The organism is Tsukamurella tyrosinosolvens (assembly GCF_900104775.1).
Lineage (GTDB): Bacteria > Actinomycetota > Actinomycetes > Mycobacteriales > Mycobacteriaceae > Tsukamurella > Tsukamurella tyrosinosolvens.
This window is the reverse complement of sequence record NZ_FNSA01000003.1, coordinates 2,189,724-2,202,227: the sequence shown is the minus strand read 5'-3', so window position 1 is coordinate 2,202,227 and position 12,504 is coordinate 2,189,724. Positions and strand designations below refer to the sequence as shown.

General features: G+C 71.3%; 14 protein-coding genes. 7 read left to right on the top strand and 7 right to left on the bottom strand.

Going from position 1 to position 12,504, the window contains the following annotated elements; all coding sequences use genetic code 11:
- Positions 1-5 precede the first annotated feature (5 nt).
- The gene (locus tag BLW32_RS12090) at positions 6-413 is read left to right on the top strand and encodes a VOC family protein (RefSeq protein ID WP_068742028.1); all 408 of its coding nucleotides are present in this window, start codon (positions 6-8) and stop codon (positions 411-413) included.
- Between the two features lie 31 nt (positions 414-444).
- Here BLW32_RS12090 and BLW32_RS12085 read toward each other — a convergent pair whose 3' ends face one another.
- Entirely contained in the window at positions 445-1,509 is a 1,065-nt protein-coding gene (locus BLW32_RS12085; protein WP_082791441.1) for an NAD(P)-dependent alcohol dehydrogenase, read from the bottom strand.
- Between the two features lie 99 nt (positions 1,510-1,608).
- Between BLW32_RS12085 and BLW32_RS12080 the strand changes: the two genes are divergently transcribed.
- The gene (locus BLW32_RS12080; RefSeq protein ID WP_197467608.1) at positions 1,609-2,307 is read left to right on the top strand and encodes a DUF1345 domain-containing protein; all 699 of its coding nucleotides are present in this window, start codon (positions 1,609-1,611) and stop codon (positions 2,305-2,307) included.
- Here the strand turns inward: BLW32_RS12080 and BLW32_RS12075 are convergent, their stop codons facing one another.
- Together BLW32_RS12075 and BLW32_RS12070 are read right to left on the bottom strand one after the other, a co-directional pair.
- Positions 2,308-3,447, bottom strand: coding sequence for a sensor histidine kinase (locus BLW32_RS12075; protein ID WP_139286137.1), 1,140 nt, complete (start codon positions 3,445-3,447; stop codon positions 2,308-2,310). It lies immediately after the preceding gene.
- Positions 3,444-4,130 carry a response regulator transcription factor gene (locus BLW32_RS12070; RefSeq protein ID WP_068525369.1) on the bottom strand — a complete coding sequence of 229 codons (687 nt, stop codon included), beginning with the start codon at positions 4,128-4,130 and terminating at the stop codon, positions 3,444-3,446. The genes BLW32_RS12075 and BLW32_RS12070 overlap by 4 nt, the downstream gene beginning before the upstream one ends.
- A 167-nt stretch (positions 4,131-4,297) precedes the next feature.
- Between BLW32_RS12070 and BLW32_RS12065 the strand changes: the two genes are divergently transcribed.
- Complete coding sequence (locus BLW32_RS12065; protein WP_068525367.1) at positions 4,298-4,774, top strand: DM13 domain-containing protein; 477 nt, start codon at positions 4,298-4,300, stop codon at positions 4,772-4,774.
- Positions 4,771-5,256, top strand: a complete 486-nt coding sequence (locus BLW32_RS12060; protein ID WP_068626698.1) for a hypothetical protein — start codon at positions 4,771-4,773, stop codon at positions 5,254-5,256. Before BLW32_RS12065 ends, BLW32_RS12060 begins: the two co-directional genes overlap by 4 nt.
- Here BLW32_RS12060 and nadC read toward each other — a convergent pair.
- From nadC to nadA, 3 genes are read right to left on the bottom strand one after another with little or no spacing between them, the layout of a single operon-like run.
- Entirely contained in the window at positions 5,213-6,076 is an 864-nt protein-coding gene (nadC, locus tag BLW32_RS12055) for a carboxylating nicotinate-nucleotide diphosphorylase (protein WP_068525363.1), read from the bottom strand. The two genes, BLW32_RS12060 and nadC, sit on opposite strands and share 44 nt — an antisense overlap.
- Positions 6,073-7,563: an L-aspartate oxidase gene (gene nadB / locus BLW32_RS12050; RefSeq protein WP_068742030.1), complete on the bottom strand. Its 1,491-nt coding sequence runs from the start codon at positions 7,561-7,563 to the stop codon at positions 6,073-6,075. The genes nadC and nadB overlap by 4 nt, the downstream gene beginning before the upstream one ends.
- Positions 7,560-8,612 (bottom strand): quinolinate synthase NadA, encoded by a 1,053-nt coding sequence (gene nadA, locus BLW32_RS12045; protein ID WP_068525359.1) that lies wholly within the window; start codon positions 8,610-8,612, stop codon positions 7,560-7,562. Before nadA ends, nadB begins: the two co-directional genes overlap by 4 nt.
- 49 nt (positions 8,613-8,661) lie before the next feature.
- Between nadA and BLW32_RS12040 the strand changes: the two genes are divergently transcribed.
- Positions 8,662-9,363: an NUDIX hydrolase gene (locus tag BLW32_RS12040; RefSeq protein WP_068525357.1), complete on the top strand. Its 702-nt coding sequence runs from the start codon at positions 8,662-8,664 to the stop codon at positions 9,361-9,363.
- A gap of 33 nt (positions 9,364-9,396) precedes the next feature.
- On the opposite strand, the gene BLW32_RS12035 is transcribed toward BLW32_RS12040, so the two are convergent.
- Positions 9,397-10,350, bottom strand: coding sequence for an acyl-ACP desaturase (locus BLW32_RS12035; RefSeq protein ID WP_114515318.1), 954 nt, complete (start codon positions 10,348-10,350; stop codon positions 9,397-9,399).
- Between the two features lie 160 nt (positions 10,351-10,510).
- Here BLW32_RS12035 and BLW32_RS12030 point away from each other — a divergent pair, with 160 nt between their 5' ends.
- Together BLW32_RS12030 and BLW32_RS12025 are read left to right on the top strand one after the other, a co-directional pair.
- The gene (locus tag BLW32_RS12030; RefSeq protein ID WP_068742031.1) at positions 10,511-11,227 is read left to right on the top strand and encodes a hypothetical protein; all 717 of its coding nucleotides are present in this window, start codon (positions 10,511-10,513) and stop codon (positions 11,225-11,227) included.
- Between the two features lie 101 nt (positions 11,228-11,328).
- Entirely contained in the window at positions 11,329-12,462 is a 1,134-nt protein-coding gene (locus BLW32_RS12025) for an LLM class flavin-dependent oxidoreductase (protein WP_068742319.1), read from the top strand.
- Positions 12,463-12,504 lie beyond the last annotated feature (42 nt).

Genomic DNA, 12,504 nt, shown 5'->3' with positions numbered 1-12,504 from the left:
GCCGCATGACCATCACGATCTCGCTCGCCTACCTCCCCCACACCGACGCCGAGGCCGCCCTCGGCTTCTACCGCGACCTGCTCGGTTTCGAGGTGCGCAAGGACGTCGGCTACCAGGACATGCGGTGGCTGACCGTCGGTCCCGTCGGCCAGCCGCAGACGTCGATCCTGCTGCACCCGCCGGCCATGGACCCCGGCGTCACCGCGGACGAGCGGCAGACGGTGCTCGACCTCATCGCCAAGGGCGCCTACACCGCGGTCACGCTCTCGACCGACGACCTGGACGGCCTGTTCGAACGCGTCGCCGGTGCGGGTGCCGACGTGGTGCAGGAGCCCATGGACCAGGATTACGGCGTGCGCGACTGCGCGTTCCGCGACCCGGCCGGCAACCTGATCCGGATCAACCAGCTCTGATCGACCGGCCCGGGGCCGCTCGCTCCGGGGCTCAGCCGGCGGCGGGCGCCTCGAGCGTCGCGGTGTCGATCACGAAGCGGTACCGCACGTCCGAGGCGATCACGCGCTCGTAGGCCTCGTTGATCTGATCGGCGGAGATCAGCTCGATCTCGGAGCCGATGCCGTGCTCGGCGCAGAAGTCGAGCATCTCCTGGGTCTGGGCGATGCCGCCGATCATCGAGCCGGCGAAGCTGCGGCGATTGCGGGTCAGGTCGAAGACGTTGACCGGCACCGGATGCTCCGGCAGGCCGACCTCGACGAGCGTGCCGTCGACGGCCAGCATCCCGAAGTACGGGTGCATGTCGAGGTTCGCCGAGACGGTGTTGATGATGACGTCGAAGCGATTGCGCAGCACCTTGAAGGTGTCGGGATCGGAGGTCGCGTAGTAGTGCTGCGCGCCCAGGCGCAGACCGTCCTCCATCTTCTTGAGCGACTGGCTGAGCACGGTCACCTCGGCGCCCATCGCCGCGGCCAGCTTCACGCCCATGTGGCCGAGGCCGCCGAGACCGATGATCGCGACCTTGCTACCGGGGCCGACGTTCCAGTGGCGCAGCGGGCTGAAGAGCGTGATCCCGGCGCACAGCAGCGGCGCGGCGGCCGCGTAGTCGATGCTCTCCGGGACCCGGAGCACGTAGTTCTCGTCGACGACGATGCCCGTCGAGTAGCCGCCCTGCGTGGGCTGCCCGTCGCGGCCCTTCGCGTTGTAGGTGCCGACCATGCCGCGCTCGCAGTACTGCTCCTCGCCGCGCAGGCACGCGGCGCACTCGCGGCAGGAGTCCACGAAGCAGCCGACGCCCACGCGGTCGCCGACCGCGAACCTCGTGACATCCGAGCCGACCGCGGTGACCTCGCCCGCGATCTCGTGGCCGGGCACCACCGGGTACCGGGCGGGCCCCCACTCGCTGCGCACGGTGTGGATGTCGCTGTGGCAGATGCCCGCATACCGAACGGCGATCTGCACGTCGTGCGGACCGGGATCGCGGCGCTCGATCGTCATCGGCTCGAGCGGCTCGGTTGCGGACACGGCTCCATATGCGTTCACGATCATGCTTTCCATTGTGCGCCCCGTCCGCACGCGCCGCCGCGCGACCCCGGGGCGCTCGCCGGATTCTCCGCGCGGGCTACGGAAGTCGCGATCGGGTGCTTAGATCGCCCCATGTCCAACGATGCGACTGCAACCGGTTCGGAGAACAGCCGGCCGGCCGTGGCGAGGCGACGGGCCGCCGTTGCCCGGGTCCGCGCGACCGTCATGGTCCTGGTGGGCGGCGGCGTCGCGGTGGCCGTGGGCCTGCTCGACTCGTGGCGGCACGCGCCCGCCGCCGGGTGGGCGGCCGCGGCGGGCATCTACGTGGTCTGGGTATGGCTCACCATCTCGCCGATGGACGCCGAGACCACCGCGGCGCACTCCACGGAGGAGGATCCGCAGCGCCGCCTCGGTAACTTCCTGACCATGACGTGCGCATTGGCGAGCCTCGTCGCCGTGGCGATCGTCATGGCGGACGCTCATACGGCGACGCCGAACGGACGGCTCGCACTGGGCGGCCTCGCGTTGAGCACGACCATCCTGTCCTGGCTGATGATGCACCTGCTGTTCACGCTGCGCTACGCCCAGACCTACTACGACACCCCGCCGCCCGGCGGCATCGACTTCAACCAGACCCAGCCGCCGCGCTACACCGACTTCGCCTACATCTCACTGTCCTTCGGGACCGCCTACTGCGTCTCCGACACCGCCATCACCTCGAGTGACGTCCGCGCCGAGACGCTGCGGCACACGCTGCTGTCCTTCGTCTTCGCCAACGGCATCCTCGCGACCACGATCAACCTGGTGGTGAGCCTCGCCAGCGGCAGCTGATCAGCGGTCCGCCACCGGCAGCGTCAGGTCCAGCCGGAAGCCCGCGTCGGTGCTGCGCGCGACGACGGTGCCGCCGTGCGCCTCGACGATGCCGCGCACGATCGCGAGGCCCAGGCCCGCGCCCGGCGGTGCACCGTCGGCCTCGGCCGACCGGGCCGTGTCGGCCCGCCACCCCACGTCGAACATCCGGCCCAGGTCCTCGGCGGCGACGCCGGGCCCCTGATCGATGACGCTGAGCACCAGGCGGCCGTCGAGCAGGTCGGCCCGAACGACGACCTCGCTGTTCTCGGGCGCGTGCCGCAGGCTGTTGGTGAGCAGGTTGCCGATCACGCGGGTCAGCTCCCGCGGATCGACGAGCACGAGGTGCCCGTCGATCCCGTCCTGCGCGATGGTGATCCCACGCCGTTCGGCGTCCGCCCGGCAGTCCGCGACGGCGTCGCTGATCAGATCGAGGAGGACCACCGGCTCGGGGTGGATGCGCAACGTACCGGTCTGGAGCTTGGACAGCTCGAAGAGGTCGGCGATCATCGCGTTGAGCGTCTCTACCTTGCCGCGGAGCGCGGCGAGGTAGGCGGCGCGATCGGGCGCAGTGCCCTCGTCGAGCGCCTCGGCGAGAGCGCGCACCCCGGCGAGCGGCGTCCGCAGATCGTGCGAGATCCATGCGAAGAACTGCCGCCGGGCCGCGTCGAGTTCGGCCACGCGCGCCCGTGACTCCTCCAACCGCCGCGAGGTGTCGGCGAGTTCGGCGGAGACCGCGTCGAGTTCGGCGAGGCCGGTGCGGGTGGGTTCGACCACGTCGCCGTCACCGACCCGGCGGGTCGCGGTGCGCAGCGCGGCGATCGACGAGCCGACGGCGCGGCCGACGACGAAGGGGGTCGCGACCACGCTGAACACCGCGGACGTGCCGATCACCCAGAGCAGTACCGTGAGGTCGTGCCGCGACAGGTACATCTGCACCGCGATCGCGAGCGTGGACGCCACGACGGAGATCAGCGCCCCGGCGATCGCGATCGCCGCCCGGATGCCGATGCTCGAGCGCCGGGTCAGCCGGAGGACCCCCAGCGTGAGAAGGGTGACGAGGATGGTCACCACCAGCGCGGTCGCCGCGATCTGCGCGAGTGCCGCGCCGTCGAGCATCATCGGCCCCACCCGAACCGGTACCCGGCGCCCCACTCCGTGCGCAGGTACGCGGGATTGCGCGGGTCGTCCTCGATCTTCTCGCGCAGGCGGCGCACGTGCACCGTCACCGTGGACGGGTCCCCGAAGCCCCAGCGCCACACCTCGCGCAGGATCTCGTCGCGGCTGATCACCCTGTCGGGGTTGCGCACGAGGTAGAGCAGCAGCTCGTACTCCCGCGTGGTCAGCGGCGTCTCACGGCCGGACACCCAGACGCGCCGGTGCGCGGCATCGATGCGGAACGGCCCCGCCTCGAGGACGAGCTCCGCCTCCGACGGTGCGCTGCGCCGCAGCTGGGCGTTGACGCGGAGTTGGAGCTCGCGGAGGGAGAAGGGCTTCGCGAGGTAGTCGTCGGCGCCGCTCTCGAGGCCGTCGATGCGATTGTCCACGCCGTCGAGCGCGGTGAGCATGATGATCGGCACCGCCGAGACCTCGCGGATCCGCCGGCACAGCTCGTCGCCGCTGAGGCCCGGGAGCATGCGGTCGAGCACCAGCAGGTCCGGGCGGTCGGCCTGGAAGGCCTCCCACGCCTGTGCGCCGTCGCGGTGCTGCGCGACGAGACATCCCGCGAGCCGCAGATGGTCGGCGACGACCGTGCGGACCGCTGGATCGTCCTCGACGACCATCACCCGTGACCCCTCGTGCATGGGTCCGAGACTAGGCGGGGCGGCGGCGCACGCGCCGTTCCTTACAGAACTGAAAGGAGCCCTTACGGCGCTGACACTCTCCTTCTCCCGGCCCCCGACCGGCGATTGACTCGATCCCGAGTCGGCGCCCGAGCCGCCGGCCACGTGATCGAGAAGGAGTACCCATCATGCGCGCTTCCCACCTCACCGGCGCTGTCGCCACCGTCGTCCTGGGCTTGGCCCTGACGGCGTGCGGCGGTTCGAAGGACATGGCCGCCGAGCCCATGACGAGCACCGGCGCCGCCTCCATGTCGATGTCCATGCCCATGTCGATGCCCATGTCCGCACCGTCGACCGCCGCCGTCACGGGGATGTTCGCCGGCCTCAACGGCAAGAACGTCGCCGGCACCGCGACGATCACCGGCGACGCGGTGGAACTCACGGGCTTCTCCTCCGACGAGGGCCCCGACCTGCACCTCTACCTGGCCAAGGGAACCACCGAGGCCGACGTGAAGGGCGGCGTCCGTCTGGGCGCGATCGCCTACGACAAGGCCGCGCAGCGGTTCACGATTCCCGCAGGCGTCTCGTCCGCGGAGTACACCCACCTGGTGGTGCACTGCGACAAGGCGCTCGCCGTGTTCGGCGCCGCGCAGCTCGGGCGATGACCCCGGCCGCGGCCCGGGCGGCGACGGTGGCCGTGGTCGCCGCCCGGCTCGGGCTCGGCGCGGCCTGGCTGCACGAGGGGTACGTCAAGTACCACGCGGGCTTCGGCCGGAGCGACATCCTCCTGGTCGTCGGGAGCGCGACCGGCAATCCCCGCGTGCCCGGTGCGTTCGCGTGGTTCGCCACCGAGGTCATGGGCCGCTTCGCCACGGTCTTCGGCGTCGTGGTGCCGCTGACCGAGGTCGCCCTCGGCGTCGCCGCGCTGCTCGGCCTCCTGCCGCGGGCGACGGCGTTCGTCGCGACCGGGCTGCTGGGCTTCTACTGGGCCGCGGACCAACTGGTCGTGCAGTACCCGGTCATGGTCGTGCTCGCGGCGACGGTCCTCGCCGGCGGCGAGCTCGCACGCCGCTGGTCGCCGGCCACGGCGCTGCGCGGTCGGCTCAGAGGTCGAGGCCGAGGTCGAGAGCCCGCACCGAGTGCGTGAGCGCACCGACGGCCAGGTAGTCGACGCCGGTCCGGGCGTAGTCCGCCGCGACGTCGAGCGAGAGCCCGCCCGACGACTCCAACTTGGTGCGCGGCGCGAGCTTCTTACGGCGCTGGACGGCGGACTGCGTCATCCACAGCGGCATGTTGTCGAGCAGAACGAGGTCGACGCCGAGCGCGAAGGCCTCCTCGAGCTGGTCGAGCGAGTCCACCTCCACTTCGAGGGGGACGCCGGGGGCCCGGCGCCGCACGGCCTCGATCGCGGCGGTCACGGAGCCGGCGGCGACGACGTGGTTGTCCTTGATGAGCGCCTCGTCGCCGAGGCCCATCCGGTGGTTCACTCCCCCGCCCGCGCGCACGGCGTACTTCTGCAGCGCGCGCATGCCGGGGAGCGTCTTGCGGCTGTCGCGGACCTTCGCGCCGGTGCCCTCGACCTCGGCGACCCAGGCGGCCGTCGCGGTCGCGATGCCGGAGAGGTGGGTGACGATGTTGAGCAGGGTGCGCTCGGCCGTGAGCAGGGCGAGCGTCGGCCCCTCGATCGCCATGGCAACATCGCCCGGGGCGATGACGGTGCCGTCGGCGATCTTCGCGGGCACGCGGTAGTTGCCGGGGCCGACCACCTCGTCGAGCACCCACTCCGCGACCGGGATGCCGGCCAGCACCCCGTGCTCGCGGCTGATCACCTTGGCGAGCGTGGTGGCACCGGCGGGCACGGTGGCCTCGCTGGTCACGTCCGGGCCGTAGCGGAGATCCTCGTCGAGCGCGGTCCGGATGAGACGGACCACCTCGGCGCGGTCGGGCTCCAGCGTCAGCTCGGTCACGGACGTACCTCCAGTACCTCGGTCACGGATTCCTGCCGGGCGAGGGCCTGCCCGGCCATGCGTCGGGCCACCGCGGTGAGCACGGCGTCCTCCCGGTCCCGGGAAGATACCGCGGGCGCGTCGGCGACGAAGCCGGGATCGGCCAGCAGTTCGGTCAGGCCGGTGAGGCCGTCGACGGTGCGCCGGACGCCGCAGTACCGGGTCATGGCGTCCTGCAGGGGTTCCCGCTGCGCGCGGGCGGGCGGGGGCGCGATCTCCCGGATCGCGCCGGTGGAGAACGTTCGGTCGTCGAGTGCAGGCGCGGATCGCGCGGCGGCCGCTACCCGCAGCCCCATCACGAGCGCCTCGAGCAGGCTGTTGGAGGCGAGCCGGTTCGCGCCGTGCAGGCCGGTGCGTGCCACCTCGCCCGCGGCGTAGAGGCCGGGAACGCCGGTCGCGCCGTGCAGGTCGGTGACCACGCCGCCGCACAGGTAGTGCGCGCCCGGGACCACCGGGATGAGGTCGGTCTGCGGGTCGAGGCCCGCAGCGCGGACCGCCTCGGTCACCGTCGGGAAACGGTGCGCGACATCGGGGATCATCGTCGCGTCGAGGTAGACGCACGGCGCGCCCGTGCGCTCCATCGCCTCGGTCACGGCGCGGGCGACCACGTCGCGCGGCGCGAGGTCGCCCATCGGGTGCACGCCGTCCATGACGGCGTCGCCGTTCGCGTCGACGAGGTGCGCGCCCTCGCCGCGCACCGCCTCGGAGATCAGCGGCCGACGGCCGCGCGCCCCCGGGGTGTAGAGCATCGTCGGGTGGAACTGGACGAACTCGAGCTCACGGACATCGGCGCCCGCCGCCTCCGCCAGGGCCATGCCGTCACCGGTGGCGCCCAGCGGATTGGTCGTGCTGGAGAACAGGTGTCCCGCACCGCCGGTGGCGAGCAGGACGGTGCGGCCGAAGGCATCGCCCTCGGCCGTGCGCACGCCGACGATGCGGTCACCGTCGGCGAGCAGCGCGTAGGCCTGGCCCGGGCGCGCGGTGAGGGTCGGCCGGGTCTTCGCGGCGGCGGTGAGGGCTCGCTGCACCTCGGCGCCGGTGGCGTCGCCGCCGGCGTGGATGATCCGCGAGACGGTGTGCCCGCCCTCGCGGGTGCGCCCCAGGCGGCCGTCGGGCCGCCGGTCGAACTCGGCGCCCCAGCTGATCAGGCGGTCCACGGCGGCGGGCCCGTCGGCCAGGATCGACCGCGTCGCCACGACGTCGACGAGCGGGCCGCCGGCCCCGACGGTGTCCGCGACGTGCCGGTCGATCGAGTCCTCGGGGTCGGACGGGTCGACCACGGCGATTCCGCCCTGCGCGTAGGCCGTGGACGTCGACGGTGCGCCCCCGGTCGAGGGCTTGAACAGCACCGTGACCGTCAGGCCGGCGTCCGCCGCGGCGACGGCGGCGGTCAGGCCGGCGACGCCCGCGCCGACGATCAGCAGGTCGGCGACGGCGGTGGTGGTCATTCCCCGCCGCCGGGCTGCCCGATCCCGATCATCCGCGTCACGGCCTTGCGGCCGGCGTCGGCCATCGCGGCGTCGACGAAGACCTCGTCCTTGCCCTCGACCAGGCAGCGGAGCAGGGCCGCAGGGGTGATCATCTTCATGTATTTGCAGGAGGCGCGGTCGTTGACGGCGCGGAACTCGACGCCGGGCGCGGCCATCCGCAGCTGGTGCAGCATGCCGACCTCGGTGGCCACGAGGACCTCCGTGGCACCGGTCTCGCGGGCCGCGTCGAGCATGCCGCCGGTGGAGAGGATCTTCACGCGGTCGTCCGGGACGGCCCCCTCGCCCGCGAGATACAGGGCGGAGGTGGCGCAGCCGCACTCCGGGTGCACGTACAGGTCGGCGTCCGGGTGGGCCTTGGCCTGCGCGGCGAGCTCGTCGCCGTTGATGCCGGCGTGCACGTGGCACTCGCCCGCCCAGATGTGCATGTTCTGCCGACCCGTGACGCGCTTGACGTGCGCACCGAGGAACTGGTCCGGCAGGAACAGGATCTCGGTGTCCTCGGGGATCGACTGCACCACCTCGACGGCGTTGCTCGAGGTGCAGCAGATGTCGGTGAGGGCCTTCACCTCGGCGGTCGTGTTCACGTAGGAGACGACGACGGCGCCGGGGTGCTCGTCCTTCCACTCCTGCAACTCGACGGCCTTGATGGAGTCGGCCAGGGAGCAGCCGGCCCGCTGGTCCGGGATGAGCACGGTCTTCTCGGGGCTGAGGATCTTCGCGGTCTCGGCCATGAAGTGGACGCCGCAGAAGACGATCGTCGACGTGGAGACGTCGGCCGCGATCCGGGAGAGGGCGAGCGAGTCGCCGACGAAGTCCGCGACGTCCTGGATCGCGGGCAGCTCGTAGTTGTGGGCGAGGATCGTGGCGTCGCGGAGCTTCGCGAGGCGCTTGACCTCGGCCGCCCACTCGCGGTCGCCGTCGACGCCGGTGTACATCCCACCGCCCTCGACGATCCGGTCGTAGAGCGGGGAGCTGAACTCGGTGGTGGCGGACGTGGCTGTGGTCATCTCGCCTCCCTTTCCTCGATCCGATGATTTATCGACCTATGATCGATATATGGCCGATGCTAGCACCGCTCCCGCGCACCACGTCGCACACGAAGTCCTTTCCGTCGTGTTCCGCGTGAGCGAGGGCACCGTCGAGGTGCTGCTGTGGCAGCGCGCCCTGGCCCCCGACCAGGGCGCATGGTCGCTCCCGGGTGGGCTGCTCGACGCCCGGGAGGACCTCCCGACCAGCGCCCGCCGGCTCCTCGCCGAGAAGGTCGACCTGACGGAAGTCGCGCACCTCGAGCAGTTCGCCGAGTTCTCCGACCCCCACCGCGTTCCCGCGAGTGCAGACGCCGACCGCACGCTGGCGTCCGCCTTCCTCGGCCTCGTCCGCTCCGGCACCGATCCGCGCCTGCCCGACGACACGACGTGGCACCCCGTCGAGGCGCTCCCGACGATGGCCTTCGACCACGCCGCGATGGTGCACCGCGCCCGCGCCCGGCTCGCGGCCCGGCTCTCCTACTCGAACATCGGTTTCGCTCTCGCCCCGCGCGCCTTCCCCGTCTCCCAGCTGCGCGACATCTACGTCGCCGTCCTGGGCTACCCGGTGGACTCGACCAACCTGCTGCGCATCCTGTCCCGTCGATCGGTGATCACCGCGACCGGCGAGACCGGGCAGGCGACCCGTGGCCGCCCGCCGGCGCTGTACCGGTTCACCGACTCCTACCTGCGGATCACCGACGAGTTCGCGACGCTGCGCCCGCCCGGCTGACGGGCAGGCGGCGCACCGTCGGACCGGTCGTCGTCAGGCCGACCTGCGCTCCGCCCGCGCCCGCTCGCGCTCGACGGCGCGCGCCCGGCTCTCCTCGAACCGCACGACGTCCGCCTCCAGCTTCTCCAGATAACGCCCGAGCTCATCGCGGTACTGCTCGCCGGCGGCCGATACGTCGTTCCGGTCGAACAGGCCCCAGACCTTGAAGATCGGCCGGAGCACGTCGTCGAGGTGCTGGCGCAGGTCGTAGATGCCGTGCTTGACCATGAGGACGCCGTTGCGCCGGAAGTCGGGCTTGCCCTCGCCCGGCATGACGAAGTTCGTGGTGACCTTGGCGATCGACTTCAGCACCTGGTCGGGCGCGATCTCCAGCGCCGCGGCGGTCAGGTTCCGGTAGAAGATCATGTGCAGGTTCTCGTCGGTGGCGATCCGCTTGAGCAGCGCGTCGGCGACCGGCTCGTCGCAGACCCGCGCCGTCTGCCGGTGACTGATGCGGGTCGCGAGCTCCTGGATGGTCACGTACACGACCTGGTCGAGCACGCCGCCGTACTCGTCCGGCGCCTCCACGCCGAGCTCGAGGTGCGTCATGCGGTCGCGCTCGAGCTTCACCGGATCGACGGAGCGCGTGACCAGCAGGTAGTCGCGCAGGGCGATGCTGTGCCGGTTCTCCTCCGCGGTCCACCGGCCCACCCACGTACCCCAGGCGCCGTCGAGGGAGAAGTTGTCGGCGATGGTGCGGTGGTAGGACGGGAGGTTGTCCTCGGTGAGCAGGTTGGTGATCATCGCGACGCGTGCCACCTCGGACAGCGGCGACTGCGCGAGCTCCCAGTCGGTGCCGCCCAACGCGGCGAAGTTCCTGCCGTCGTCCCACGGCACGTAGTCGTGGGGACTCCAGTCCTTCGCCACGCCCAGGTGGCGGTCGATGTTCTCGCCCACCACGGGTTCGAGTTCGGTCAGCAGTTGCAGGTCGGTGAGTGTCGACATGATCAGCGCCTCGGTCGGGTACGGACGAATCCGATGGTAGGACGCCGATCCCGGTTCCCGCAGGAAGAATTGCGGAACGAAAGCAAGGATCTCGGCGCGACTGGGCGGACCAGGAGCTCGCGATCGCAACCACGGACGGCCGTGCCGTGATTACGATCCGCGTGTGAGCGATGCGGAGACCGACGAAACCGCGCAGGACCGGGCGATCGCGAAGAAGCTGGCGGACGCCACCGACGCGCGGATCGTGCGCACCCTCGGCACCGGGGCGAGCGTGGCCGTGCTGTTCGTGGTGCTGCGGCTCCTCGTCGTCTCGGAGTGGGACTGGCGCGTCGCGTCGCGGATCATGGCCGTGACCGACGTGAACAGCGCCCTCACGATCGTGCTCGGCACCCTCATGAGCGACCCCGAGTTCACGAGCGTCCTCGTGATGATCCTGCTCCCGCTCTCGGCGGTGCGCCTCGTGTGGCGGATGCACACCGACTCGCCGACGAGCGTGTGGTCGGCGCTGCTCGTCGCGGTGCTCGCGACGGCCTGCATCGCCCTCACGGTCACCTACGGCTACGTCTGGGTACCGATCGGCGCCGCCGCGATCGCGCTGGCGATCCTCGCGGTGAAGCGCTGGTCCGCCGAGGGCGTCAGCGGCCGGACCGTCGACTTCGCGGTCCGTGAGGTCGGTTCCAACGCGGCCATCGCCGTGCTGCTGCTCGCCGCGGTCGAGCGCACGCCCTGGTCCCCGGCCGAGCGTCTGCATACCAGGACGGGAGTCGTCACGGCGCACGTGCTCAAGGTCGAGTCCGGCTTCCTCACCGCGCTCACGGAGTCCGACCGCGAGGTGATCATCCTCAATTCCTCCGACGTGCTGCGCCGGGAGCCCCTCTGACCCGGCACGACGCCGCGGACCCGCCCCGCGGAACATAATCGGACCGCAGTCCGTTACAGTTCTCGAAGGGCCCGGCAGGGGCCCGATCGGGAAGGATGGACATGCAGTTCGGAATCTTCAGCGTCGGCGACGTCACCACGGACCCGACCACCGGCACCACCGTCAGCGAGCACGAGCGCATCGAGGCGATGACGAAGATCGCGCTCAAGGCCGAGGAGGTGGGCCTCGACGTCTTCGCCACGGGCGAGCACCACAATCCGCCGTTCGTCCCCAGCTCCCCCACCACGCTGCTCGGCTGGATCGCCGCCAAGACGCAGCACCTCACGCTGAGCACCGCGACCACGCTCATCACCACGAACGACCCGGTGAAGATCGCCGAGGACTACGCGATGCTCCAGCACCTCGCCGAGGGCCGCGTCGACCTCACGCTGGGCCGCGGCAACACCGGTCCGGTGTACCCGTGGTTCGGCAAGGACATCCGCCAGGGCATCCCGCTGGCCATCGAGAACTACCACCTGCTGCGCCGCCTGTGGCGCGAGCCCGTCGTCGACTGGGAGGGCCAGTTCCGCACGCCCCTGCAGAGCTACACGTCGACGCCGGCGCCGCTCGACGGAACGCCGCCCTTCGTCTGGCACGGGTCGATCCGCTCGCCCGAGATCGCCGAGCAGGCGGCCTTCTACGGCGACGGCTTCTTCCACAACAACATCTTCTGGAACAAGGAGCACACCGAGCAGATGGTGCGCCTGTACCGGCAGCGCTACGAGCACTACGGCCACGGCTCCGCCGACCAGGCGATCGTCGGCCTGGGCGGCCAGGTCTTCATGGCCGGGACCGAGGCCGAGGCGAAGCGGCGCTTCCGGCCCTACTTCGACAACGCCCCCGTCTACGGCCACGGCCCGTCGCTGGAGGACTTCGAGCAGATGACCCCACTCACCGTCGGCACGCCCGAGCAGGTGATCGAGAAGACGCTCGGCTTCGCGGACTTCGCCGGCGACTACCAGCGCCAGCTCTTCCTGCTCGACCACGCCGGACTCCCGCTGGACCAGGTCCTCGAGCAGGTCGAGATACTCGGCACCCGAGTGGTCCCGGTGCTCCGCAAGGAGTTCGAGCTGCGCCGCCCGGCGCACGTCCCGTCGGACCCGCCGACCCACGCCTCGCTCGTCGCCGCCGGCCCGGACTCGCCGCACCACCTGGTCCTGCCGGCCCAGGACCTCGCCGCCGCGAAGGAGGCCTGACGATGACCGGAACCTTCCTCTCCATGCCGCTCCCCACTGCAC